The organism is Pseudoalteromonas sp. (assembly GCF_041629635.1).
Classification (GTDB): Bacteria; Pseudomonadota; Gammaproteobacteria; order Enterobacterales; family Alteromonadaceae; genus Pseudoalteromonas.
Genome location: NZ_JBFKMX010000052.1, coordinates 1 through 24,466, shown reverse-complemented (window position 1 = coordinate 24,466; position 24,466 = coordinate 1). Strand labels below are relative to the sequence as shown.

The window sequence follows — 24,466 nt, the reverse complement described above, 5'->3', positions numbered from 1 at the left end:
ATTGGCCTTTTGCCATTGTTATTTTCCTTAGTTCTAGGTGTTCTTATAAAATTCGATAACTCTAACGAATTCAATTATTTTTACTGCACCACTATACTAGCTTAGCGAACTTAACACGCGTTGCAAGTTTTCTTCATCGCCAGTTTCTAGCCAAGTAATATTTTGCCAGCCACGTAACCAAGTTAACTGACGTTTTGCAAGCTGACGCGTAGCAGCTATGCCTTTAAAAACCATTTCATCGTAATCACACTCACCCGCCAAGAAATCCCACATTTGACGATAACCCACACATCGAATTGATGGTAAGTCTGGGTGCAGATCTTTTCTTTGATATAAGGTCATTACTTCTTTTTCAAACCCCATATAGAGCATTATTTCAAATCTTTTTTCAATACGTTGGTGTAAAACAGTGCGATCGCTTGGTGCGATAGCAAACTGCAAAACCTCAAAAGGTAACGGTTCAGCTTTAACCTTCTGTAATTCGCTCATTGGTTTACCCGTTAAACGGTAAACTTCTAGGGCTCGATTTATTCGCTGTGAATCATTTTCATTGATTTTGCTTGCAGCGACAGGATCCACATCACTTAACACTTTATGCATTGCCGGCCAGCCTTTTTCTTGCGCTTCAATTTCTAATTGCGCTCGTGTAGTTTGGTCTGCATTCGGTAATGGTGATAACCCTTCAAGCAATGCCTTAAAATACATCATGGTACCACCCACTAAGAGCGGAATTTTACCTTGACTGTGCAACTCGGCAATATTATCTAGCGCATCACGGCGAAAGTCAGCAGCAGAATAACTATCAGCAGGATCGATTAAATCGATGAGTCGATGCGGTGCTAATGCCAGCTCATCTGCATTTGGCTTCGCAGAGCCAATATCCATACCCTTGTAAACTAGCGCAGAGTCCACACTAATTACTTCAGTATTTAAATGCTGACACAACTGTATTGCTAAATCTGTTTTACCAGATGCTGTTGGACCCATTAAGCAGATAATTGGCAATTGTTGCAAGGTTTTACCTCTGTTCGCTTAAGTGACTAAATGCACTTTTCAAAATTAGTCAAAAAGACTGTTATCTAAGTCAATTTTAACAGTTTTCGATTTAAAACTGGCAATTAATTCAGGCTTTTTTACTACAAACTCGACTAATTGTTTAGTTATTGAGTAATTTAACGTTTTCGCTTCAACAATTTGCTGTAGCCAACAAAGCCAAAATTGAAGCTCAGTTACCGTTTGCGTTTCAGAAACATTTTCCACTAGATTATCTAAGATTAAATTAACATCCACTGAATAGAGCACTTCGGGTAACTTTTTCACTAATAAAAACTGTGTGTTAACAGCAATATCAAACCCTAAAATACCCAGCCATGATAAATGTTGTTCTACCTTTTCAAGTAAATCACTCGACAAATTAATGCGTACAGGAAGCAATAAACTTTTGCTTTCTAATTGACCGAATTGCTCTACTTGCTGTTGCCAAAGCGCTGGTAACGCTGGTGCTAAGTCTATTAATTGTGCTTCCCCAGATATTGAACGCAGCGCTTTGCCCTGGCGTAAAGGCAATAATTCACTGCAAACCACACTCGTATTGCACTCATCTATATCATTAAATTCAGCAGCTTTTGTTGCGTGAGGCAAACTTTGTTCTGCAACACCTTGATAAAATGCATTAACAGACTGCTGTCTGGTTCCTATTGGCACATGCGTTTGCTGGCTTAATGGTGATTTAGGGTAAGAAGATGACGTTTGCCCACCTAAATAGGATGGGCGTACTTCACGGACTTCAATCTCATTCGTTTGAGAGAGCGCACTTTCACCTAATGATAAGGGATATTCATTTTGCAAAGCTACATTTTGTGCTGGAACGTCTGAGGTTATCAAAGGTTGCTCAAAGCTAATCGCTTGTCGCACTGCCTGAACAATAAAATCATGCACTAAGCGTCCTTGATGAAATCGCACTTCATGCTTTGCTGGGTGCACATTTACATCAACCTGTCTTGGTTCTATATCCAAATAAAGCACAAACCCTGGGATGTCATAACCAGGGGCATACTCTTCGAAGGTTTGACGAATCGCATGAAAAATGAGTTTATCGCGCATCATGCGTCCATTCACATAGGTGTATTGCGGCTCAGTTTTACTGCCCATAGGTAAAACCCAACCATGCAGGCTGAGTCTTTCATCACCAGAATTAACGTACACAGCTTGTTGCTCAAATACCCTGCCAGCAACTTGTGCCACACGTTTTACATAGCTTTCTTTTTGCATTTGGGAGCGGTATTGTCTCACGACTTTACCGTTGTGTTTGAGCGTAATTGCAACATCAAAACGCGATAGTGCAATTCGTTTTAATAATTCATCAATATGGTGAAATTCGGTTTTTTCTGTGCGTAAAAATTTGCGTCGTGCAGGTGTATTAAAAAACAGATCAACAACTTCTATTGTTGTGCCATTAGGGTGCGATGCAGGAGTTATTTGCACCGCCATATCTCGTCCTTCAGCATACGCTTGCCAAGCTTCATCTTGGTTTTCGGTTTTTGAGGTCAACGTAAGTCTTGATACTGAGCTAATTGAAGCAAGCGCTTCTCCACGAAAGCCAAGCGAAATAATCTGCTCAAGGTCATCTAACGACTTAATTTTACTGGTTGCATGTCGCGACAAGGCTAAAGTTAGTTGGTCTTTTTCAATGCCAGCACCATTATCACGAATACGAATGAGCTTGTGACCACCGCGTTCTATATCTATTTGAATACGAGTTGCACCTGCATCAAGACTGTTTTCGACCAGTTCTTTAACAACCGATGCAGGCCTTTCAACCACTTCCCCTGCCGCAATTTGGTTAGCTAAGCGCGCAGGCAATATTTGTATAGACATAGTAATAGTTCTGCTTTTGAGCGAGTTTAGCTTCTAGGAATAGCCAAATTTTGGCCTACAAAAAGCGTGTTTGAAGACAATTTATTTGCCTCTTTCAATGAATTGACTGAAACGCCATAACGACTTGCGAGCAAACTTAAAGACTCACCTGAGCGTACTTTATGAATACGCGGTTGTTCTTTTTTAACTTTTGCAAAATACGAATCTTCAGGAGGGTTATTTTTAAAATATCCTCTCACTGATTTAAAAATCGCATTAGCAAGTTTTTCTTGGTGCTCGCGTGTTTTGAGCAGTCGCTCTTCAGTCGGATTAGAAATAAAGCCGGTTTCAACTAAAATAGATGGAATATCAGGTGATTTTAACACAGCTAAGCTTGCTGCCTGAGGCGAGCTTTTGTGCATCTTCGTCACTTTTCTCATTTCAGCAATCACATCTTCAGCCACTTCAAAGCCTGTTTTCATTGAATGATCCATCGACATATCAAGTAACGCTTGTGCTAGATACCGCTCTTGCTGGGTATCTTTTAAAACGTCTGCTGCACCACCCAGTAATTCTGAATGTTGCTCTCGATTCTCAATCCATTTACCAATTTCAGAGTTTGCACGTCTGAGTGATAATACCCAAACAGATCCCCCCCGAGGTTGCGGCGAAGTAAACGCATCTGCATGAATCGAAATTAAAAAGTCCGCTTTTTTGTCACGCGCGCGATCAGTACGAGTATTTAATTTTACATAGTAATCACCGGTGCGCGGCAACACAGCTGTCATGCCTTTTTCAGCGTTAATTTTAGCAGCTAAACGTTTTGCGATTTGTAATGTTATGGTTTTTTCATAGGTGCCTGAAGGTCCAATAGAACCTGGGTCTTCACCACCATGCCCAGCCACAACAGCAACGACAATATCGCGGTCACTACTGATATCACGGCTTTTAACTACAGTCTCAGCTTTTGGTTTTTCTTTACTGTAAAGGTCAAATACGAGGCGGTCACTGTATGGGCCAGTTGGCGCCAATGAAAAAATCACTGGTTTTACAGGTGCTAATAGCTCGAATACTAAACGAGTATCTGATTTATTTTTGGGCGTACTGTAGCGAATTTTCTTAACTAATTGATGTTTTTTTTCTATTTTTGGAAAGGTCGCATTGCGCCCAGGAGTTGATTTGATATCAACCACCAAACGTAGGGGATTTTTTAAAAAGAAATAGCTGTATTCTGGCTTTTCTTTCATATCCAGAACAACACGCGTGCTTTCAGGCGAGGGCCAAACACGCACACTATCGATTTTATTCGTCGCTTGTAAGCAAGTACTTACAAGCAACAAAAAAACCGCTATAAAACTGAGATAAATTTGTTTACTAATCGAATCGTTAGTCATTCTTAAGCTTATTTATTATTGTAATGCCATTCTCGGTATTTGCCGAAATGGTTATTTTACGCGCACTCTCTACATATTCCATTGTAATCTCTAGATCTGCTTGTGCAAGCATTCCAGCGCCTTTTTCAGGCCATTCAATAAGGCACACTGAATTATTTTCAAAATAATCTCGAATACCCATAAACTCCAATTCCTCAGGATCCGCGAGGCGGTATAAATCAAAATGGTAAATATGCTGTTCGGCTAATTCATAAGGTTCAACAAGTGTATACGTTGGGCTTTTAACATTGCCTTTATGACCAAAACCTTTAACAACACCACGTGTTAGCGTCGTTTTTCCTGCACCTAAATTACCGTGTAAAAAGATCACTGCACCTTTATCAATTACTTGAGACAGTTTGGTACCCATGGCCACAGTGGCATTCTCATCAGCCAAAAAGCATTCAAAAACATGATCTTGTTGATTCATTTACTTCTCCACTAATCAACGAGTTTTCTTATAAAAGGAAATAAATCAGCGGCCAACAAGCCCCGCTTTCCTTCATGTTCAGCAAGCTCTGCAGCTCTGCCGTGAATATTAACAGCCAATTGAACGGCTTCAAAGTCTGTCATTCCCTGCGCAATTAAGGCTGCAATGATACCAGATAAACAATCGCCCATCCCAGCACTTGCCATACTTGCTGAGCCAGATGTATTTAGCGCAATCTCCCCTTGCTGACAAATCAAACTACCAGCACCTTTAAGTACTACAGTTGCATTGAATTTATCTGCTAATTTAGTGACTGAATCGAAGCGATTAAGTTCAATTTCATCATTGGATACTTGTAACAAACGCCCCGCTTCACCCGTGTGAGGTGTTAAAATCGCATTTGACAGTTTTTTAGAATATTTCGCGAGAAAGTTGAGGCCATCTGCATCAATCACTAGATACTTTGCACTATTGATAACCTTAGACCATATATTTTTTGCCCAAGATGACTGACCAAGCCCTGGCCCAAGAACACAAACATCTGCTTTTTCGATTAAAGTTGTAAGCTGCTCAGGGGTAGAAATACCATAAACCATTAATTCATAACGCCCTTGCATTATAATTGCAGGATTTTCAGTATGCGTAGCAACTGAGACAAGCCCTGCACCTGCGCGTAAACAAGCCTCTGCAGCAATACGAATAGCCCCAGGCATGGTTTCGTCTCCACCAATCAGTAGCACATGGCCTAACTGTTGTTTATGGGCGTTGTTATGACGAGGCGGAAGTTGAGACTTTAATAATTCATAATCGACCAATGATACTGACGGAGGAACACTTTCTATAAATGACTCTGCTAGGCCTAGACCTGCGAAAAACAGCTCTCCTACAAATTCAGTTGCATTGCCTGTTAATAAGCCCTGTTTTAACGCAATAAAACTCACCGTATAATTTGCTTTGATACATGCTGAAGCAACTTCCCCTGAAGAGGCATTTAACCCAGAAGGTAAATCAACCGCAATAACAGGTTTGTTAAGCGCATTTACCTGAGTAATAACCTCCACATATTGTTCTGTTAACGCACCATAGAAGCCAATTCCCAGTAACGCATCAATATACATGTCGCAATCAGGGTCGAGTTCATTTACCACCTTACCACCGAGTTTTACATAATCGTCATAGGCGGATTTTGCATCTCCAGTAAGTTGAGTTGGCGATTTCACACTGTAAACAGTGACATCAAAGTCATGCTGTAATGCATAATTAGCCACCCAATAACCATCGCCACCATTATTTCCGCCACCAGCAATAATTTGTATTTTTTCTGCATTTGCATATTTCAAAAGCATTAAATCGAATACCGATTGCGCAGCAGCTTGCATTAAAGAGTACATAGGGATGTTCTTTTTGGCAGCAACCAACGCCTCATGTTCTTTTACTTGTTGGGCGCTATATGCAAACTGTGGTAAATTGGTGGTTAATTCTGACGTCATTTATTTCACCTACTGGTATGTCTACTCTTAACTATCCGAATTTGGTAGAAAAAATCAAGTTTTGGGCAAAAGAGCTTGGTTTTGATCAAGTAAATATTACGGATATTGATCTCTCGCAACATGAAGCGCAGTTACAACGCTGGTTAGATGCAGGCTACCATGGTGAAATGGAATATATGGCTGCACACGGCATGAAGCGAGCTCGTCCTGCGGAATTAGTGCCGGGAACGCAGCGAGTTATTTCAGTAAGAATGAATTATTTGCCACCCGATGCAAGCTTTGCCAAAGATTTAAAAAATAAAGAAACTGCCTATATTAGCCGTTATGCACTTGGACGTGATTACCATAAGTTGATGCGCAATCGTTTAAAACAACTTGGTAAACTTTTGGAAAAAGAGCTTGAAGCACACCAGGTATCTCTTGGGTTTCGCCCTTTTGTCGATTCAGCACCAGTGTTAGAAAGACAATTAGCCGAAAAAGCAGGTCTTGGCTGGACTGGTAAACACACTCTTATTTTAAATCAAGAGGCTGGTTCGTGGTTTTTCCTGGGCGAACTCTTTATTGACTTGCCTTTGCCCATCAACAAAGAAATCGTAGAAGATAAATGCGGTAATTGTGTGGCGTGTATTACATCCTGTCCTACAGGTGCGATTGTCGAACCCTATGTGGTTGACGCCAGACGATGTATTTCTTATTTAACCATTGAAAAGCAAGGTGCTATTCCTGAAGAGTTTCGCTCCCTTTTAGGTAATCGCATCTATGGCTGTGATGATTGCCAATTAGTTTGCCCTTGGAATCGCTACGGACAAATAACCAAAGAAGATGACTTTCATGCTCGTAAACAACTAAAAAGCCAAGATTTACTAACATTGTTTGCTTGGGATGAGGCGACCTTCTTAAAAAATACCGAAGGCAGTGCGATACGCCGAATTGGTATTGAAAGATGGCGACGCAATATTGCTGTTGCACTTGGCAATGCACCTTACAGTAAAAAAGTTATCTCTGCCCTTGAAAATGCAAAACAGGATTCCTCGGAGCTGGTGCGAGAACATATCGAGTGGGCGCTACTACAACAGCAACAAAAAATTTCATTAAAAAATAATAAAACGCAACGTTTGATCCGCATTGTAGAAAAAGGATTGCCAAGAGACGCTTAATCTTTTGGCAATTACAAAACACTATTTCAACATCACACTTAAGTCTGTTTCAATATCAGTAAACGCACGCGTTACATCTTGCAATAAGTCCTCACGGGCAACCGATTTTAGGATGGTTTCATCCACTTTTTTATAAATATAAAGCTCTTGATCTTCATCGAGTCCCATATGAGGAATACGCGCTTCAAATTCTTCTTGTAACTCTCTAAAAATAGCTTCATTCATTTCATGACTAAGGTTAAGTACACCAACCAAATCTTCAAATTTATCACGTATCATTGAAAACGCTTGACGTAATTTTAGCTTTTGATTTGCGAGTTGCTTACGCGTTAGAATCGCATCTAATTGGTGCTCAGTAACACCAACGACAAAACAAATGTTATCGCGAATTCGCCCAAGCTTTTCAGGATCATCACCAGGTAAATTCATAATCAGTAAACTCACTCTCGGATAATTAACCAAAACTCGAGGCATAAATTCATATAACCGCCCTTTATTTTGTAACAGCTCAAACAATTCCACCACCATTGGAGAGCACAGTCCTTCTGAGCTGTATTGCGTACGTTGATTGTTGGTGCGAAATTCAATACTACTTTTTAAACCAAAGCCACGCAGACAGTTAATCAATGCTTGCGCCAACTCTTCTTTTTCATCAATTTTACCAATGTGCTCAACATATTGAACAATGCTGCCCATTTCACTGCTGTTGGCCATTGCATTAAATGCCGTATCGGTCGCATCTTGTAGTTGCTGCTCTAGCATACGCTTGTTTTCAACGACTTTAAAAAGGGTGTCTAGCTTTCCACTTAACTCTTCTTGGCCAAATGGCTTAACAATATAATCCTCAGCGCCAACATTGTAGCCTGCAATTCGTTCTTCAACGGAGCCGCGCGCAGATACAAACATAACCGTGATATTAGAGGTTTCTGGATTTTCTTTTAAACGGCGACAAACCTCATAACCATCCATATCTGGCATACTAACATCAAGTAAAATAACACAAGGGTTTATTTTAGATACAATTTCCAAACACTCTGGACCACTAGCCACACAGTGCAAATCATAACTGTCTTCTAATATCTCTTCGATGATTTCTAAATTAAATGGCTCATCATCAACAGCAAGCACTCTGTATGAACTCATAACTGGCTCCTTGTAATACAATTCATTGTTTTTTCCATACCTATCTCAGCTTAGTCAAAGGAATTACAAACAGGCAAACTTACGAACACCGTCGCCCCTGTTTCAATATTGTTTTGTGCCCAAATTTTCCCTTTATGTAATTCTATAAATTCCTTACAAATAGCAAGCCCTAAACCTGTTCCACCTGCACCACGATTGGTTTTACTGCTTTGCTCAAATTTATTAAATATTTTTTCTAGCTCACTTTCGGGTATCCCCAACCCAGTATCAATTACCGCTAATTGAACATTATCGTTAAAATGCTCAATAACTACTTCAACTTCACTTTTCTCATCACTAAACTTAATGGCATTACCCAATAGGTTTCTGATAACTTGAGCTATTTGATCGCAATCACAAAATACAAAAAACGGGTCTAATTCAGGCACAAAATGCACTCGCATTGATTTAGCTAACAGTGCTCCTGACATATCATCAATACTTGTTCGTACAAGCTGATTTAGATTATGTTGACTGGGATTAAACGGAAACTTACCAGCATCCAATTTAGATAAATCTAGCAGGTTGTTTAATAACGACAGCAATCGCTGACCAGAACTTTCTATGCGAGTGAGGTATTTTTGTAACTTATCTTTGGGCACAGGTTCACTACTAAGTTTATCTAATCCAAACTGGGAGAAACTTAATATAGAATGCATTGGAGTACGCAACTCATGTGACATATTAGCTAAAAATTCAGATTTACTCTTATTAGCAAACTCAGCCTGATTTTTTGCATTTTCGAGCTCCTGTGTTCGGATATTGACTTTTTCTTCAAGAACCAGCTTTGCCTCTTCCAGCAACTGTTGCTTTCGCTTTAAATGAGCAATATTTTTTAAAATAACCGCAGTTGCCGACTCGCCATGAACATCAATTTCACTAAACGACCCAGAAAATGGAATAATGTCATCTCTCATTGTATTTACAACAAACTCAAAGTTAAACTGAGTTTGAAAACTGGTAATATTATGTTTTATTTCTTGCGAGATACTACTATCCAACAATTCATAAAAAGACAGACTTTTAAGATCATCCCCATCGCGCGAAAATAAATTAAGAAAAGCGTCATTAGCTTCTAAAATTGCACCGTCATTATTGAAAATAGCGATTGCATCAGGGGTATTCTTGTAGATGACACGCAATAAGCTGTCTTTTTCAATTAATGCGTCAACAGTGTCTTGCAGGCGATTTACAAGCTCAACATTGTTTCGCTCTAGCTGCTCACTGTGCCAAAGTTTATAAATAGCTTGCAATAACACACTTTCATTTAGCGGTTTTTCGAGTACATCATCCACCCCCAAGCGAATAGCCTCAATTAAAGCGCTTTGATGTGGTTTAGAGGTAATTAAAATACAACGACAACTTGGATTAACGCTTTTAATCTGACTGAAAATATCTATACCAGAAATATCTCCCATATTAAAATCGCTGACTAATAAGTCAATTTGATGAAGTGCAGCACGACCTATAGCCGCATAATCAGTGTCTGCAGTAATTACATCAATGTGTGCCCCTTTTAAGCTCGACTCTAATCCACTTAAGCGAGCTTTGTTATCATCAACTAGGAGTATTTTGGGTAGTTTGATATTGAGGTTTGCAGCACCAATAGAAAGACCCTCTTCGAGTAGCCCAATCACCTCTTTATTGTTATAAAAAGGGTGGATAACCAATGCAGCAGGCAATGCATTTGCGAGTTTGGTAAAACTGTCGCGTAATTTATTCCCTTCTGCATTTGGGGCCAGTAAAAAAGTATTTACATCGCCATAACGTTTTTGAATTTGTAATACTAATTTTTCTGGTACTCCAGAAGCAAAAATAATTGCCTCATAATAAATGGGTTCTTCAGATGGTTCAAAATCACTATAATGATGCAGATCTACATGGCATGTTAACAACTCTAGTAATACTTTTAAGCGCATAGCTAAGACGCTTGAATTATCTAGAATTAAAATCCTTTTTTGCATATGATGCTAGTTGTTTTCGTTGTTTACATAGATTAAGCGTAGTTTGCTTTTGCGAAAAACTCATACTCGACCAAGATAAAATCTCGTCTAAGGTGCGAAAACAGCCTAAACATACATCTTTGTCATTTAAACAGCAGTTTTCAACACAGGGACTTTTTATGCTGCTTTCACCCATTGTATTAAGCTTATTTTCATTACAATACCTACTTACAGTTTAGAACATTAAGATATACTCGCCTTAATTTCTGCTGATAAGGAAAGGCTATGAAAAAAACGTTATTAATGATTACTATGATCGGCTCAACATTAGCCGCATGTGATTTTGCTGAAGATCCCAAAAAAGCGCTTGAACGCCAATATTTTTCTGAACACCAAGAATTACAACACGCTATTGAAGATATTCGTACAAAGGGACTATCCGCAGTTAAACAAGGGGCTGAAGCGGGGACAGTTGCCGCCTGTGTTGCATCAAAGTTAGACGCCGATCCTATGGGTGCACTTATAGAAGTTGAAGGAGCATTACAAGATTCTATCGATTTATCTGAGTTACTTGTGACTTTATCCAATCTTTCTCAACAAGAGCTCTCGCTAGAAAGCTTACCTGATTTAATTCGTCAGGGCACAGATGCGCTGACTTATGTAAAACATATGTTAGAGCAATATGATGTCGATCAAATTCAGCAACAAGCAGCTGAACTAATCACTAATGGACAAACCAAAACAAAAGACCTTGGTGAACACTTACGTTCTCTAGTTGAACAATGTGAAAAATAAATAATGGCCAAAGCGTTTGGCCATTGAGCGTACTCTACTAATTAGTTGTTGTCTGGATCATCTTCAGGTTTAACCTTAAAAACTTTTTCTGGAGCTGGTTTAGGCGCCCAATCGGGATCAAGTTCTAAATTAGAAAATAACGATGGCTTAGTTGAATCTTCTTTTTTATCATCTTCTTCTAACTCTTTTAATAGCTGAGGCTCGTCTGCATCAACTTGTTCTTTTAATGCTCGCCAACTCGATTTTGGTACGTCATCGGCCTGCTCATCATCAAGCGGGGTAGTTTCTTCAAGCTGATCCACCTGCGCTTTAATTGCACGCCAACCACCAATATTTGTATCGGTGGGGTCATTATCACTGGCTTCTGATTCTGAAAGCGAATTATCGAATTTACTAAGATCGCTTTCTTGATTAATTGAAGTTAAATCATTCTCTATTGTTTTATCGAGCTCCGATTTTTCACCAAGCTTATCAATTGTTTTAGACGTTTCTAAAGTATCTTCAGATATGTCATTTTTACCCGCTTCATCTAACCCTGATAAGAAGCCTTTACCTGCCGCTAGACTTTGCGCCAACTCTTCTTCTAAGCTATGGTCAGTATCATCCTCATTCAAAATGGGAGATGAGTTATCATCGTAATGATTTAGGTAGTCAAACATACCATCATCAACAGCACGTTTCGCAGCTCTGCGCTTAAACTCTGAATGAGGAACCATATTATCGGGAGTGTCATCATTTTGACCAAAGTTAGAGAACTCTTTGTTGGAAACTATTTTATCATTCGCTTGGTGGTTCTCTTCTAATAAATCCCTATTTTCAAACTCGGAAGCATCGCTAACTTGCATTACATCATACGGGTCTTCAGTTTCAGGCGAGTATGAATCTAATTTGTTTGCATCTTCAGCATCATCTCGGTTTAAAGCTGAGCCAAGCTCAATGTCTGTCATTGATTCTTGTTCTATTGATGAAAGATGTGTAAAAGAATCTGGCGTAATTTCGTTTTCATTTTTTGAAACAGGTTCATCCACAAATGAAGGGCTTACAGATTCTTCCGGCAAGCTTGTTGTTATTTCATCACATTGAGGCGAAACTCTATTTTGTTCTTCATTTAACTCGTTAAATTCGGGAGTTCTATTTGCAGAGTCAAGATTTTCAGGTAATTTAGCTATTTCATTCGGCGCATTATCATTTGCAGGTGTGCTAGGTGCTGAGCTAATACTATCTAGTTTTTCTGTAAATTCTTTAGCTTTATTTAAAATCGCATCAAGTTCTGCTATGTGGTCAACCGCAGGTTTATCTGGTTCTTCAATGCGATAAATATCTTGGCTATCCGGTACAATTTCAGAAACTGATTCAATATAAGAACCAGGCTCTGGGTACTGCGTTTCTTGCTCATTATCAGCGATTTCTTGCTCACCTAACTCAGCAGGAGACATAGCTTGACTTGGTATCTGCGTTAATTGTTCATTATGACGATTTAAATTTTGCTGTCTTTGTTGCTCCTCAGCTAAACGCTTTTGTTCGCCTTTTGCTGCTATATATGCATCAATTTTTTCAAGCCACACATCTACTTGTTCATCACTGTATTTAAGCTCTTTAAACCCAACTATGTACTCATTTATTTTTTTCTTATGCATCACAGCTATAGGAAATTGAGATTTAAAGACAGCCATGTCATTGAATGCTACTATAGGTTCAACTTCCGTACTGAGCTCAATTATCTGTCCTATTGCATGACAACATTGATTAACCACATTTAATGGGCTTTCAAAGCTTACTAATTCATCACCAACTTGCTCTTTCCATTCAGGTAAAGAAGCACTACCTATAATTGCACCACGTTGTTTCTGAGCAAGAACAACAAAGACACCAAATTGTGAAGCGATAACACTATCAAGCATTACTTCTTGACCACTTGGTAAGGTAACTTCAATACGTTGTCTACGGAAATATAAATCAGGATCGAGAGCCCCTTTTGCAGGTTTTCCTTTTTTCTTTTCCGCAACCTTAACACTCGCAGCCACAATCTCTTTTGACATCTCTTGCGCTTTTTCTTTAATTTCATCCATTCGCGATCGTACATATTTCACATAGATAAAGATCGCAATAAGCACCCCAACTAACATCATAATCGGTAGCATCATTGCTTCAAGCAGGCTACCTTGTTGCTCTGGGATATCGTTTTGCCATTGTATTGGAGTATTTTTTGCGTGGTTAGCTTGGCTTGGCTTAGGTTGCGTTTGGGGAAGTGATTCGGACTGCTCCGATATCGTTTCCTGGTTTTGCTCTAATACCTCAGTTTGTTCTAGGACACTGGATGTTTCAGTATTATCACCTAAGTTTTGTTCCTGTAGTTTTTGTTGTGCTTCTAAAGCTTCAAATTGCTCTTGCGCTAACCGCTTTTCAGCATCAGTTAAAACAGGAACATTTGTAGGCGTTGATTTTACAGGCTTATTTTCAACATTTTCAGGTTGGTTACAAAATCGTTCATAATCTCTTTGTGCACGTCGATAAGTAGGATGTGTTTTACTGTTTGCGTAAGTGCTCATCTGCTGTTTAAGCAAAATGCAGGTTGCAGAATTCGCATTACTTTCTGAAGAGAAAAATGCAAAAATTAACACAACAAAAAGTAATAAAACTCTAAACTTTCCCATTGATGATGTAACCAAAGATTAACTAAATTAACGTTCTATTATAAGCTTACGCATTTAACGCATTATTGCCAATAACTCTGTGGCGAAAAATCGATTTTAATCAGATAAATAGTTAAAATATTTTTAGTTAATTATTGCAAACCAAACCTAGCATTATATTTATCTAACGCATCTTGTACCTCAGAAACAATGCGTTTATCTGTACTTTTACTAAACGCAATACATGCTTGGCGTGCATTTTTACTTGTAACTTCAATACTGCGTGTCACATCTTTAAAACTGAGATTGCTTGTTTTTAAGAGTTCAGACATTTCCCATTCAGATTGCATCAAAAAATGCACTCTGCCTGCTAGAAACTTTCGTTTTTCAGCTTCAGGGTCGGATGTCACATCCAAGTTAACCCCCTCTACAAACCCTTGATTAATTAAATAATCATGACCGCGCGTTTTTCGCCTTACCGATGTAATATATTTTTTTGCATCATCAAGCGATGTTAAATTAATATCTGTGCGATCTTTTAAGTGAAATAAGTAAATCTTAACTGATGCCATTAAAGGACATACCCACTGATATAACGACTCTCTTTCGGGGGTTCTAAAAATTGAATACAAAAGGGTGTTAGTATTTGTTTTTGCCATCTCCATAGCCCTTACCCAAGGGTAACTATGAATTTGATACTGATAACCTAAGCTATCGAGAATTGCTTTTACTTTAATGGTAGAGCTACCAACAATTTCGCCATTTTCATCAGTATAGTTAAACGGTCGCCACTCTTCAGTAACAACCGAAAGCTCTGTTTTACTTGAGGCTGTTCCATCAACACTAAACAGCAAAATAACAACAATGAAAATTGAACGGTAAATACAGCCTCTCCTTATACTTCTAGTCAGTCACCTGGCTAACTTGTGGTTCTTTCAATACACTCATCTTAGCAGGCTGCAATGCAATAACAGAATCCCCTTCAACCGGAATTTGCTTTCCATCGACTTCAACTGGCACTATATACTCTTGCTGGCGCCAAATAAATAAAGGTATAGCCTCTTTATTCACCTCTAGATAATCTTCCCAAGTAAAGGCATCCGCAATTCGTGTAGCGCTCACTTTCCCTCCTTTGGCAATCATGCCTGATAACCGAGCGAAAGTAGCATCTTGTGCAAACAAATTTTGCCTAGATAAAAATGTGGCACTGTCTTTATTGGCCTTTGCATGCACATCTGAAGACTTCAGTGAAAATACTTTTTCCTCGCCAATTAAATGAGCAAAATGCTGAATTCCAAGTGCGTTATAATGACGATTAGGTGATAAACCCAACACTTTACTGATATCCGTTAGCGGTAAGTAACGCTCTGCATGTTCTGACTGTGGATTACCATAATAACAAGGGAGTCCATCCATACGTGCCATTTTACAGTTTTCCCAAGCAGGGTCAGATAAGTAAACACTCACACCAATATCATTTAACCCTTTTGCCACTTCACGCGCTACATGATTTGCACCAATAATCAACACAGTAGATGGCTCTGGCTGCCGTAGCTTTAATAATTTAGTTAGAGGCACTGCCGTTAAACTTTGTAAAACCACGGTTACAATAATCACTGTAAAAATCAGTGGCACTAGTTTTTCTGATGTTGGCACACCTGCTTTAACCATACTAAGTGCAAATACAGAACCAACTGCAGCTGCAACAATACCACGCGGTGCTATCCAACTTAAAAGAGCCCGCGCACGATAATTTAAGTCCGAGCCAAATGTTGATAATAGAATAGACATGGGGCGAGCCACAAACAACACAAATGCCATAAAGATAAGTACGCTTGGACCCAATTGTTTTATATCGTCTATATGCAACCTCGCCGCCAATAAAATAAATAAGCTCGATATTAAAATCATGGATAATTCTTCTTTGAATTCCAGCACGGAATCGATTTCTAAATCGTCCTGATTCGCTAGCCAAATACCAAACACAGTAACAGCTAACAACCCCGATTCGTGACTAAGATAGTTTGAAATACTAAAAGTGCCGAGTACCAACGCTAAAATACCAAACTTATGCAATTCAAATGGCAGCCACTGACGACGAATAAGCAAACTAGTAAACCAACCTGCAAATAAACCAAGTGATAACCCCACCATCAGCGTCATAAACAACGCGCCAAGGGTATGATTAAAAATACTCTCCTGACCTGTAAGCATCACAGCCTCAAACACAAGTACAGCAAATAAAGCGCCAATAGGGTCAATTACAATCCCTTCCCATCGCAACACTTTATCGACATCTTTATGAGGGCGCATCGCATTTAGGAGTGGTGCAATTACAGTAGGCCCTGTAACCACAAGTACGGCACCTAACACAGCTGCAACTCGCCAATCTAAGCCAAGTACAAAATACGCAGCACAGCCAATCACAACGAAAGAAGCCAACATCCCGATTGAGCATAAATTACGAACTACTTTTTCAAGGCCTTTAAGCTCACGAATATGCAATGTAAGTGCCCCTTCAAAGAGAATGACAGCAACAGCTAAAGAAATAACAGGGAACAGTAAATCACCAAATAATGCATCTGGATCAATGACATTAAAACCAGGGCCCAGCAAGAGACCGGTTAAAAGAAGAAATAAAATAGCTGGTACTTTAAAAATCCATGCTAGCCACTGCGCCGCAACAGAAAACAATGCAACCAGTGAAATATATACCGCTGACATTAAGCATTCACAATATTAAAAGACTAAATATAAACATAGTATATCCTCGATTATTAATTCTATAGCTTTTTAACAATAAAAAGTTATTTCTATGAGTATTTTTTTGCTTGAACCAATTGCATTACAACGCCTTGGCAGGCACAGTTAAATCACTTCCAATGTTTCTAAAATTTGTTGTAATTCAATGTTAAATACCAGTGAACGAGAGAAAATCAAACTTGAACATCAAGCTGCTAAACTCTTTTTACGCCTCTATGAAAAGCAATTTAGCATGTCAATGCGCCACATTTGGCACAACCAACCAAACAAACCAGACATCAGTTGTTACCAAGGGGATAAAAAACTCGATATTGAAATCGCCCACTTGTATGGCAGTGAAAAAGAAGCCATGGCAATTTTACAGCGTGAACTCAGCACAGAAACTAAAGAACACCTTTGTGCGTTACTACTTGAACCCATCGAAACGCGATTAACCAAAGCATTACAACGTATTTTAGCGAGTAAAGCTTGCAAACATTATGATTCCAAGCGAGTTTGGTTAGTGATTCGTAATGCAAACCCTTTTTGGCATTCACAAGATATTCAGGCGCTGCAGCATCATTTTGTGATGCCAAGCCCTCACCCATTTGAGCAAGTATGGATTATAGGTGACATGAAAGGCCACTCAGGTTTAATACAACTTTATCCTTAAGGGCTTGTTGACCCCCTATTCAATTTTTGCTGTAATCAAACTAAATTGAAAATTGAATACAATATACCAATGAAAAAATTAACCCTGCTCTCTAGTCTATTTTTTGCCGCTTCTGCAAACGCAAATACCGCTAACATTGAAAGCGTTTTAAGCAATATTAAGCAGTGTAGCGACACCATAGTGTTACGTCATCAAGCACTTAGCAAAGAACAAGAAGATGCTGCGTGTAACATGCTATCCACGCAAGAAGCACGCTTTCATAACACCTTTAATACCAAAGGCAAACCAGTTGCCAATGATAATAACCACTTCCTTCGCGCAAATATCTACCAAGATCGAGACGCCTATGTGAAATACGTTACAGCGCATTTCGACGTGCCAAGTGATAATGGTGGCATGTATCTGGAAGGCTTACCGCACTTACCAAATAATTCAGCTGAATTTGTTGCCTATCAAAAGAAAGGGCAAATTTGGAACTTAAGCCATGAATATGTGCACTACTTAGATGGTCGATTTAATATGTATGGTGACTTTTGCGCCAACTTACACGACTCTCACTCTGGCCCTGAATACTGCCCAAAACCCGCACCATTACTGCCACACTTAGTTTGGTGGAGTGAAGGCATCGCTGAATATATAACCAAAGGTGAAGACAATGAACGTGCAGTTAAAGCAGCTAGAAAGCAAATCATTCACTTGAGCGAGCTGTTTAATACCAGTTATGAACAAAATGGCGGTTCTGAGCGTGTTTATGTATGGGGCTATTTAGCATCACGTTATATGATGGAAAAACAACGCGATAAAGTAGAACAAATGCTCTCACTTACCCGCAAAGGCCAATACACCCGCTACCAGGCATTGGTAAAAGAATGGGGTAAATCGATGGACAGTGATTTTAGCCAGTGGCTTAATCAACTGTAATTTATAAAAAATTCCTAGCAAAGGCTGTTATATCGATTATTAACAGCCTTTTTTAAGTTTATGAATCGCTTACTCGCTTACCTAAAATAGTTAGGCTGTATTCGTTATCATCCATCTTTGCCACATTAGGTAACTCGCCCCAAACAGCAAAACCATTTTTAGAAAACAAGCGCATGCTTGGCGTATTGTGACTAAAGATAAAGGCAAGAAGCGTTTTTATCTCAAGCTCAGGTGACAATGACAGTGCAAACGTAAGTAACTGTTGGCCAATATTTTTACCACGCTGCTCACTATCGACATAAATAGCAATTTCCACTGTGCCATCGTATGCAGGGCGGCCATAAAATGATTTAAAGCTCAGCCATGCAACCACTTGCTCGTTTTCTGTCACAACATATAACGGGCGACTCTTTGTATGGCTATCAAACCACACTTGTTTACTTGCCACCGATTGCGCCTCAGTGTCTGCGGTTACCATTCTGCTTTCAATCGTCTGATTATAGATATCAACAATGGCGGCTAAATCTGATTGGGTTGCTAAACGCGTTTTCATTTTTATGTTCAAACTAAAATTGTCATTACCCAGCCATAGTAACACTTGCCAAGACCTGATATAAATAACAAAAATTCATATTAAGCGAGCGCTATTTATGCAACTTTATGGGTCGCTAACCTCACCTTATGTACGCCGATTACGTGCTCTTGCCATTGAGCAAAACATTCAATTCGATTTTTTAAATTTAAACATTTTTGCTGAGCAAGACAGAGAAACGCTAGTTAAGCTTAATCCAACACGTAAGATTCCAATGTTGGTTGATGGTGAACAAGTCATTTTTGATTCAAATGTTATTTACCGCTACCTCAGTCAAAAATTAGATTTTTCTCCGCTTAGTTGGGATCAGGAAAATACCTTAACACTGATTAATTCAGCGAATGACTCACTGGTTGAACTATTAATTTGTAAGCGTTCTGATTTTGATACTAACGACGATAAGTTATTTTTCAATTTACAACGTGACCGCGTGCAAGGGGTATTATCAGTACTTAATGATGCAGCAGCAAAAGGCGAATTTAACGATTACAATTATCTTGCTATCTCGCTTTATTGCTTAGTTGACTGGATTATATTTAGAGACTTAACGGATATGTCTTCTTTTCCAGCACTGTTAGCATTTCATGTTGCTCACCAACATCGAACTTCAAACACTGAAACAGCCCCGAGAGATTAATCAGCATGAGCGAACACATTGAACGTATAGAAGACTTTGTAAGCCAAGTAAAACAATCTAAACAATGTTTTGTGCTTAGTAGCGAAAACGGTTTATTAATTGCCCCTTCAGAGTTTCAAGAAAAGCGTGATGTGCTCTTGCTATGGGCATCATCTGATGCTGCTAAGCAACAATGTAGTGGTGAATGGCGCGGCTTCGACGTGATTGAACTTGAACTTGATGATTTGACTGACTTACTTCCCGATTTACACGATGACGAATTGTTAGTCGGGTTAGATTTAAGTGATGAACAAATAGCTATCGAAATCGAAGCGAACGCTTTGCTCGACGACTTAACACAATGATCAACATTACTCCGCTAACCGAAGCCTATTATCAACAAGCAATATTGCTTGCCAATAAAGTGCATGGCGATAATTACCTTGATTTACCCAGCCTTGTTGATATGCAAAAAAAGGCAACCAAAAATGGTATCAATGCCAACTTTATTGCATTAGAAGATGATAACGTTGTGGGACTACGCTTAAGTTATGCAGCCAATCAATGGCCGCTTGATGAGTGGTGTAGCCCGTCTTTGTGGCCTTGCTCGCAAGCAAATATGGCCTATTTTAAATGTATTGCGGTTGATCCTAACCAACAAGGTAAAGGCATTGGTCCAAAGCTATTAACAGCGTCTATTAATGCATTAAAACAACAAGGCGCCAAAGCAGGTATTGGCCACTTATGGCAGCAAAGCCCTGGAAATGGCGCAGTTAAATACTTCACCAAAGCCGATGGAAAGTTAATTAAAGAGCATAAAAACCGCTGGTATGAGTACAGTATTAAAGAAAACTATCAATGCACAATTTGTGGCGTACCTTGCCATTGCAGTGCTGCAGAAATGGTAATTGAATTCTAATGACTCACGTTTATGATCCTTTGCATCACCCTCATTGTCAGGGGCAAGACTTTGCACCGAGCTATTGGGCAAGTACCATTGCATTACCCAAGACGACACCCAAAGTAAGCAAAGCACAACAACATGATGTCGCTATTATTGGTGGTGGTTATTCTGGTTTATTAACGGCTTATTATCTTGCAACCGAACATCAGCTTGATGTGTGCGTACTGGAAGCAAATCAAGTAGGTTTTGGCGCCAGTGCTCGTAATGCTGGCTTTGTATTAAAAGGTTCTGGCCGCTTAAGTTACCCACAAATGACCAATAAATGGGGGCTTGATGTTAGCAAAGGGATTTATGCTGAGTTCAGTGATGCAGTAAATCGCGTAGAACAGCTTATTGCAAAACATAATATTGAATGTGATAAACAAGAAAATGGCTATTTAAAAATAGCCCACAATCAAAACGCTTTGCAAAGCCTAAATGCGCAAGCAGACTATATTCAAACTCACTTACAAAACGCTAAAACGCCACCATGCCAATGGCTCAGCCAAGAAGAGCTAAATACTCATTATATGAAAAACCAGCAGGCATTTGGCGCGCTACGTTACAGTGACAGCTTTGGTGTAAACCCATTAAAGCTACTACTGGGTTACCGTTCCCTTGCCCTTGAAAGTGGCGTGACACTTTACGAAAATTCACTGGTTGAACACATTATTGAAACTGCAAATGGGTTTGAATTAAGCGTTAATGGATTTAAAGTCAGCTGTAATAAACTCATTATGGCTGGTAATGCTTATAACAATAAACAAAGCCATCAAGCGATTAACAATCGCTACCTACCGATTTTAAGCAGTATTTTTGTATCGAAACCGCTTACATCACAGCAACTTGCTGAATCTGGTTTGCAAACGAATCAAGTATGCATGGATACACGTACACTTAAATACTATTATCGCTTGTTGCCAGACAATCGGCTGTTATTTGGTGGTCGGGGCGCAGTCTATGCCAAACATCAAAATAAACCGGTTTATTTGGCTAATCTTAAAAAAGGGCTTAGTGACTGCTTTCCTTCACTCAAAAACATCGAGCATGATTATTATTGGAATGGCTTTATCGCAGCTGCTCTTGATGATATGCCACATATTAATTTTGACGGTAAACTTGGCTTTATTTTAGGTTATTGTGGTGCTGGAGTTTCGTTTAGTGCACAAGCAGGTTTTCGCATGGCACAAATGGTAGCTGGAGCAAAGGTGCCGAAGTTGCCACTATACAATACACCTTTGCCTTATTTGCCTTTCGCAAACTTTCGGCGATTAGGTCAATTTGCTTATTACCAATATGCGCAAGTAAAAGATCGGTTCTTTTAATAAGAGCGTGTTCAACGCTCTTATTAAAAATTGATTTAACGTAACAACAGACCCTAGTTATTCCACCAATTTTTGCTAGAATAGTCGCTAACTGACTAATTTAGTGGATAATCTGTGAAGTCACACCTTGGCCGCCGCCCATTTACTCATATGGAAATCCATACCTTATTCAAAGGGTATATTTATGGCGACCAAAAAATGCCTCGCGAGCAAGCCAAACACTGGCATTTTTGGTTACCGCTTTTAAGCTACTATACTGGCGCATATAGTGATGAAATTGGTCAAATCACAGTCGACACGGTAATCAAACAGGATGGCCATTACTTCTTTAACTTTCACACCAATAATAAAATCAAACCTAGGCGTGTACCGGTTCACCCCATGCTGATTGAACATGGGTTCTTAGATTACCTAGCCTATTTAAAAAGCCAAAACCAACAGCGATTAATGTTCGATTTACCTTCTAAGTCAGGACGTTACAGCGAAAAAGTGCGTATTTGGTTTTCCGGTGAAGGAGAGCGAGCAGGCTATTTGCAAAAATGCCATATCCCCAATATCGACTTGGAGGGCAGAAAAGCCGCGATTAGTTCTTTTCGACTCAATTTCGAGGCTCAAATTCGTATCTCATCGATTCAAGCTGGTAGCAAAGACGCATTTTATTATTTAATGGGTTTTAAAGACTATACCGACAATGAGTTTTCTAATAGCAAATTATTGTGGCAGATAATTCGTGGTGTAAGAGCCTTGCCAAGTAATATTTCTTGGCAACGCTTTTGTGATAGGCACTAGATTTTAAAGAGTTGAAAATTACGTTCTGTCACATACAAAGGCAAGTAAATCTGTCGTGGTTTGGTATTTTAATCGTGTGATTTTATGTGCACAGTGCGCACTTAAATCAAGCCATTTGGAAGGCTTATCACTGCTATCTAATCGCCAATGGTATATTGCATTACCTTTGCCATAAATTAGCGCATCATCACCATGCCAAGCATAGTAATCAACGTCTTCTGGCAGTTGCAGTACTGGTTTTAGTGATTCGTTTTGACTATCGAATAAGGTGATCCACTGCTGGTCATTTTTATATTGGCTAAAAGAGTAAACATTGCGTGTTTTATTAAACGCCAAAGTACGGCCAATATCAGTTGCCACTGGTTTACCTGTTTGTTTTTGTGTATTACCAAAATAAAGAGCGTGCGGCTCTCCAAGCACAAAGGTAATTAAATCGTAATTTTGACCCCAAGCATGATAGCCAATTTTCCCAACTTCTTTACGCAATAAATTTGCAGTTATTGGTTTACTAAAACCATATTGCCAAAGTTCCTGACTTCCATCATGCCCTTCCAATATGACTGAAAAACCATCTTCATTAGGTACTTTAGTTGGCGAATATTCACTAACATCAGTTTTCGTTAAGTTGGTTGTTTGCTTGGTTTTGAAGTCGTAAAGCATAACATCGGTTTGCCATAGCTCACCCTGATGAAACCCAGCGGTATAGAGCAAGCCACCATCGACAAAATTGGGTTGATTATCATAGCCAACTCGGTTGGATACATTTTCAGCAGAAACAATGGCATTGCCATTTAACTTAACTAAAAACACATCGGTGTTTGGTAAATCTGAAGCGGTATTATTGGCAAATAAAGGAAAGCTTGCACAGGCAGTTAACGCAAAAACAGCGGCTTTTTTCATTAATATTTTCTATTTTTAATGCTTATTTTTGCCATTAATAACATAGCTATTGTCATAAAGACAGACTTGACCAACACGAGCTGCCCAGATATAAACACATAAACAACTAAAAAAGTGTGCTCTATGTCTGCCAAACATCCCATCATTGCAATTACAGGTTCGTCCGGCGCAGGAACTACCACTTCGACCAATGCAATTAAGCACATTTTCCGCAGCTTAAACATCAACGCGGCATTTGTTGAAGGGGATAGTTTCCATCGCTATACGCGCCCAGAAATGGATAAACGTATTCGTGACGCCCACCAAGAAGGCAAACACATTAGCTATTTTGGTACTGAAGCTAATGACCTTGCTTCGTTAGAGCAATTATTTACTGACTATGGCAATACCGGTACAGGTAAAAGTCGTCGCTATTTACATACCTTCGACGAAGCTGTTCCATATAACCAACTACCTGGAACCTTTACGCCATGGCAAGACCTTGAAAATGACACTGATATTTTATTTTATGAGGGCTTACATGGTGGTGCGGTCGATAAAGATGTCGATGTTGCACGCCACGTTGATCTATTAATCGGCATGGTTCCGATCATTAACCTTGAATGGATCCAAAAGCTTATTCGCGATACGCAAGACAGAGGTCACTCACATGAGGCTGTAATGGGCTCTATCGTGCGTTCAATGGATGATTATATCAATCATATTACTCCGCAGTTTTCTCGCACCCATATTAACTTTCAGCGCGTGCCGACTGTAGATACATCAAACCCATTTAGTGCAAAAGACATCCCTTCATTGGATGAAAGCTTTGTGGTTATTCGTTTTCGCGGTATTGGTGATGTAGATTTCCCATACTACTTACAGATGATTAATGGTGCTTTTATGTCACGTATGAACACCATGGTGGTGCCTGGCGGTAAAATGGGCTTAGCGATGGAGCTTATCCTGCGACCACTCATTGAAGATATCATCAATAAAAAGCGTGCCCTTCAAGACTTAAGACAAAACTCATTGCCAATTTAAAGCTAGATTTTAGATTTTAGATT

General features: G+C 39.3%; 23 protein-coding genes. 10 read left to right on the top strand and 13 right to left on the bottom strand.

The window, feature by feature from the left end; all coding sequences use genetic code 11:
* Window positions 1–96: 96 nt before the first annotated feature.
* Genes miaA through ABYD77_RS09405 form a run of 5 tightly spaced genes read right to left on the bottom strand, consistent with a single transcriptional unit; the run spans window position 97 to window position 6,209 of the window.
* Complete coding sequence (miaA, locus tag ABYD77_RS09425; RefSeq protein WP_372769224.1) at window positions 97–1,014, bottom strand: tRNA (adenosine(37)-N6)-dimethylallyltransferase MiaA; 918 nt, start codon at window positions 1,012–1,014, stop codon at window positions 97–99.
* A gap of 45 nt (window positions 1,015–1,059) precedes the next feature.
* Window positions 1,060–2,877: a DNA mismatch repair endonuclease MutL gene (gene mutL, locus ABYD77_RS09420; protein WP_372769222.1), complete on the bottom strand. Its 1,818-nt coding sequence runs from the start codon at window positions 2,875–2,877 to the stop codon at window positions 1,060–1,062.
* Between the two features lie 26 nt (window positions 2,878–2,903).
* Complete coding sequence (locus tag ABYD77_RS09415; protein WP_372769228.1) at window positions 2,904–4,235, bottom strand: N-acetylmuramoyl-L-alanine amidase; 1,332 nt, start codon at window positions 4,233–4,235, stop codon at window positions 2,904–2,906.
* Between the two features lie 7 nt (window positions 4,236–4,242).
* Window positions 4,243–4,719 (bottom strand): tRNA (adenosine(37)-N6)-threonylcarbamoyltransferase complex ATPase subunit type 1 TsaE, encoded by a 477-nt coding sequence (gene tsaE, locus ABYD77_RS09410; protein WP_372769220.1) that lies wholly within the window; start codon window positions 4,717–4,719, stop codon window positions 4,243–4,245.
* 11 nt (window positions 4,720–4,730) lie between these two features.
* A complete protein-coding gene (locus ABYD77_RS09405) occupies window positions 4,731–6,209 on the bottom strand; it encodes an NAD(P)H-hydrate dehydratase (protein WP_372769218.1) in 1,479 nt (492 codons plus the stop codon).
* 17 nt (window positions 6,210–6,226) lie between these two features.
* Between ABYD77_RS09405 and queG the strand changes: the two genes are divergently transcribed.
* Window positions 6,227–7,366 carry a tRNA epoxyqueuosine(34) reductase QueG gene (gene queG / locus ABYD77_RS09400; RefSeq protein WP_372769226.1) on the top strand — a complete coding sequence of 380 codons (1,140 nt, stop codon included), beginning with the start codon at window positions 6,227–6,229 and terminating at the stop codon, window positions 7,364–7,366.
* A gap of 21 nt (window positions 7,367–7,387) precedes the next feature.
* Here queG and ABYD77_RS09395 read toward each other — a convergent pair whose 3' ends face one another.
* From ABYD77_RS09395 to ABYD77_RS09385, 3 genes are read right to left on the bottom strand one after another with little or no spacing between them, the layout of a single operon-like run.
* Window positions 7,388–8,509, bottom strand: coding sequence for a PleD family two-component system response regulator (locus ABYD77_RS09395; protein WP_372769216.1), 1,122 nt, complete (start codon window positions 8,507–8,509; stop codon window positions 7,388–7,390).
* Between the two features lie 50 nt (window positions 8,510–8,559).
* The gene (locus ABYD77_RS09390) at window positions 8,560–10,512 is read right to left on the bottom strand and encodes an ATP-binding protein (RefSeq protein WP_372769214.1); all 1,953 of its coding nucleotides are present in this window, start codon (window positions 10,510–10,512) and stop codon (window positions 8,560–8,562) included.
* Window positions 10,484–10,687 carry a DUF1289 domain-containing protein gene (locus ABYD77_RS09385; protein ID WP_372769212.1) on the bottom strand — a complete coding sequence of 68 codons (204 nt, stop codon included), beginning with the start codon at window positions 10,685–10,687 and terminating at the stop codon, window positions 10,484–10,486. Before ABYD77_RS09385 ends, ABYD77_RS09390 begins: the two co-directional genes overlap by 29 nt.
* Window positions 10,688–10,776: 89 nt before the next feature.
* Between ABYD77_RS09385 and ABYD77_RS09380 the strand changes: the two genes are divergently transcribed.
* Window positions 10,777–11,286, top strand: coding sequence for a hypothetical protein (locus ABYD77_RS09380; RefSeq protein ID WP_372769210.1), 510 nt, complete (start codon window positions 10,777–10,779; stop codon window positions 11,284–11,286).
* A 41-nt stretch (window positions 11,287–11,327) separates the two neighbouring features.
* On the opposite strand, the gene ABYD77_RS09375 is transcribed toward ABYD77_RS09380, so the two are convergent.
* The 3 genes from ABYD77_RS09375 to ABYD77_RS09365 form a co-directional block, all read right to left on the bottom strand.
* Window positions 11,328–13,940 (bottom strand): hypothetical protein, encoded by a 2,613-nt coding sequence (locus tag ABYD77_RS09375; RefSeq protein ID WP_372769208.1) that lies wholly within the window; start codon window positions 13,938–13,940, stop codon window positions 11,328–11,330.
* 131 nt (window positions 13,941–14,071) lie between these two features.
* Window positions 14,072–14,773, bottom strand: a complete 702-nt coding sequence (locus ABYD77_RS09370; protein ID WP_372769206.1) for a substrate-binding periplasmic protein — start codon at window positions 14,771–14,773, stop codon at window positions 14,072–14,074.
* Window positions 14,774–14,822: 49 nt separating this feature from the next.
* A complete protein-coding gene (locus ABYD77_RS09365; RefSeq protein ID WP_372769204.1) occupies window positions 14,823–16,643 on the bottom strand; it encodes a cation:proton antiporter in 1,821 nt (606 codons plus the stop codon).
* A 184-nt stretch (window positions 16,644–16,827) separates the two neighbouring features.
* On the opposite strand from ABYD77_RS09365, the gene ABYD77_RS09360 reads away from it, so the two are divergent.
* Both ABYD77_RS09360 and ABYD77_RS09355 read left to right on the top strand, forming a co-directional pair.
* Window positions 16,828–17,334 carry a hypothetical protein gene (locus ABYD77_RS09360; protein WP_372769202.1) on the top strand — a complete coding sequence of 169 codons (507 nt, stop codon included), beginning with the start codon at window positions 16,828–16,830 and terminating at the stop codon, window positions 17,332–17,334.
* Between the two features lie 69 nt (window positions 17,335–17,403).
* Window positions 17,404–18,255, top strand: coding sequence for a collagenase (locus ABYD77_RS09355; RefSeq protein WP_372769200.1), 852 nt, complete (start codon window positions 17,404–17,406; stop codon window positions 18,253–18,255).
* A gap of 58 nt (window positions 18,256–18,313) precedes the next feature.
* Here ABYD77_RS09355 and ABYD77_RS09350 read toward each other — a convergent pair whose 3' ends face one another.
* Entirely contained in the window at window positions 18,314–18,808 is a 495-nt protein-coding gene (locus ABYD77_RS09350) for an N-acetyltransferase family protein (protein WP_372769198.1), read from the bottom strand.
* Window positions 18,809–18,905: 97 nt separating this feature from the next.
* Between ABYD77_RS09350 and ABYD77_RS09345 the strand changes: the two genes are divergently transcribed.
* From ABYD77_RS09345 to ABYD77_RS09325, 5 genes are all read left to right on the top strand, one after another.
* A complete protein-coding gene (locus ABYD77_RS09345) occupies window positions 18,906–19,484 on the top strand; it encodes a glutathione S-transferase family protein (RefSeq protein WP_372769196.1) in 579 nt (192 codons plus the stop codon).
* A 5-nt stretch (window positions 19,485–19,489) separates the two neighbouring features.
* On the top strand, window positions 19,490–19,828 hold the full coding sequence (locus ABYD77_RS09340; protein WP_372769194.1) for a DUF2750 domain-containing protein: 339 nt from the start codon (window positions 19,490–19,492) through the stop codon (window positions 19,826–19,828).
* Window positions 19,825–20,382 (top strand): GNAT family N-acetyltransferase, encoded by a 558-nt coding sequence (locus ABYD77_RS09335; RefSeq protein WP_372769192.1) that lies wholly within the window; start codon window positions 19,825–19,827, stop codon window positions 20,380–20,382. Before ABYD77_RS09340 ends, ABYD77_RS09335 begins: the two co-directional genes overlap by 4 nt.
* On the top strand, window positions 20,382–21,731 hold the full coding sequence (locus ABYD77_RS09330; RefSeq protein WP_372769190.1) for an NAD(P)/FAD-dependent oxidoreductase: 1,350 nt from the start codon (window positions 20,382–20,384) through the stop codon (window positions 21,729–21,731). The genes ABYD77_RS09335 and ABYD77_RS09330 overlap by 1 nt, the downstream gene beginning before the upstream one ends.
* A 114-nt stretch (window positions 21,732–21,845) precedes the next feature.
* Window positions 21,846–22,520 carry a hypothetical protein gene (locus ABYD77_RS09325; RefSeq protein ID WP_372769188.1) on the top strand — a complete coding sequence of 225 codons (675 nt, stop codon included), beginning with the start codon at window positions 21,846–21,848 and terminating at the stop codon, window positions 22,518–22,520.
* 18 nt (window positions 22,521–22,538) lie between these two features.
* Here the strand turns inward: ABYD77_RS09325 and ABYD77_RS09320 are convergent, their stop codons facing one another.
* Window positions 22,539–23,420 (bottom strand): hypothetical protein, encoded by an 882-nt coding sequence (locus ABYD77_RS09320; RefSeq protein ID WP_372769186.1) that lies wholly within the window; start codon window positions 23,418–23,420, stop codon window positions 22,539–22,541.
* 123 nt (window positions 23,421–23,543) lie between these two features.
* Here ABYD77_RS09320 and ABYD77_RS09315 point away from each other — a divergent pair, with 123 nt between their 5' ends.
* Window positions 23,544–24,443, top strand: a complete 900-nt coding sequence (locus tag ABYD77_RS09315) for a phosphoribulokinase (protein ID WP_372769184.1) — start codon at window positions 23,544–23,546, stop codon at window positions 24,441–24,443.
* Window positions 24,444–24,466: the final 23 nt, after the last annotated feature.

Excerpts from the sequence above, each read along its gene's own strand:
- tsaE (WP_372769220.1), bottom strand. The coding sequence starts at position 4,719 with ATGAATCAACAAGATCATGTTTTTGAATGCTTTTTGGCTGATGAGAAT.
- ABYD77_RS09355 (WP_372769200.1), top strand. The coding sequence starts at position 17,404 with ATGAAAAAATTAACCCTGCTCTCTAGTCTATTTTTTGCCGCTTCTGCA.
- ABYD77_RS09315 (WP_372769184.1), top strand. The coding sequence starts at position 23,544 with ATGTCTGCCAAACATCCCATCATTGCAATTACAGGTTCGTCCGGCGCA.
- ABYD77_RS09335 (WP_372769192.1), top strand. The coding sequence starts at position 19,825 with ATGATCAACATTACTCCGCTAACCGAAGCCTATTATCAACAAGCAATA.
- ABYD77_RS09375 (WP_372769208.1), bottom strand. The coding sequence starts at position 13,940 with ATGGGAAAGTTTAGAGTTTTATTACTTTTTGTTGTGTTAATTTTTGCA.
- ABYD77_RS09350 (WP_372769198.1), bottom strand. The coding sequence starts at position 18,808 with ATGAAAACGCGTTTAGCAACCCAATCAGATTTAGCCGCCATTGTTGAT.
- ABYD77_RS09320 (WP_372769186.1), bottom strand. The coding sequence starts at position 23,420 with ATGAAAAAAGCCGCTGTTTTTGCGTTAACTGCCTGTGCAAGCTTTCCT.
- ABYD77_RS09390 (WP_372769214.1), bottom strand. The coding sequence starts at position 10,512 with ATGCAAAAAAGGATTTTAATTCTAGATAATTCAAGCGTCTTAGCTATG.
- ABYD77_RS09360 (WP_372769202.1), top strand. The coding sequence starts at position 16,828 with ATGTTAAATACCAGTGAACGAGAGAAAATCAAACTTGAACATCAAGCT.
- ABYD77_RS09330 (WP_372769190.1), top strand. The coding sequence starts at position 20,382 with ATGACTCACGTTTATGATCCTTTGCATCACCCTCATTGTCAGGGGCAA.
- ABYD77_RS09340 (WP_372769194.1), top strand. The coding sequence starts at position 19,490 with ATGAGCGAACACATTGAACGTATAGAAGACTTTGTAAGCCAAGTAAAA.
- ABYD77_RS09345 (WP_372769196.1), top strand. The coding sequence starts at position 18,906 with ATGCAACTTTATGGGTCGCTAACCTCACCTTATGTACGCCGATTACGT.
- ABYD77_RS09405 (WP_372769218.1), bottom strand. The coding sequence starts at position 6,209 with ATGACGTCAGAATTAACCACCAATTTACCACAGTTTGCATATAGCGCC.
- ABYD77_RS09395 (WP_372769216.1), bottom strand. The coding sequence starts at position 8,509 with ATGAGTTCATACAGAGTGCTTGCTGTTGATGATGAGCCATTTAATTTA.
- ABYD77_RS09380 (WP_372769210.1), top strand. The coding sequence starts at position 10,777 with ATGAAAAAAACGTTATTAATGATTACTATGATCGGCTCAACATTAGCC.
- queG (WP_372769226.1), top strand. The coding sequence starts at position 6,227 with ATGTCTACTCTTAACTATCCGAATTTGGTAGAAAAAATCAAGTTTTGG.
- ABYD77_RS09365 (WP_372769204.1), bottom strand. The coding sequence starts at position 16,643 with ATGTCAGCGGTATATATTTCACTGGTTGCATTGTTTTCTGTTGCGGCG.
- mutL (WP_372769222.1), bottom strand. The coding sequence starts at position 2,877 with ATGTCTATACAAATATTGCCTGCGCGCTTAGCTAACCAAATTGCGGCA.
- ABYD77_RS09385 (WP_372769212.1), bottom strand. The coding sequence starts at position 10,687 with ATGGGTGAAAGCAGCATAAAAAGTCCCTGTGTTGAAAACTGCTGTTTA.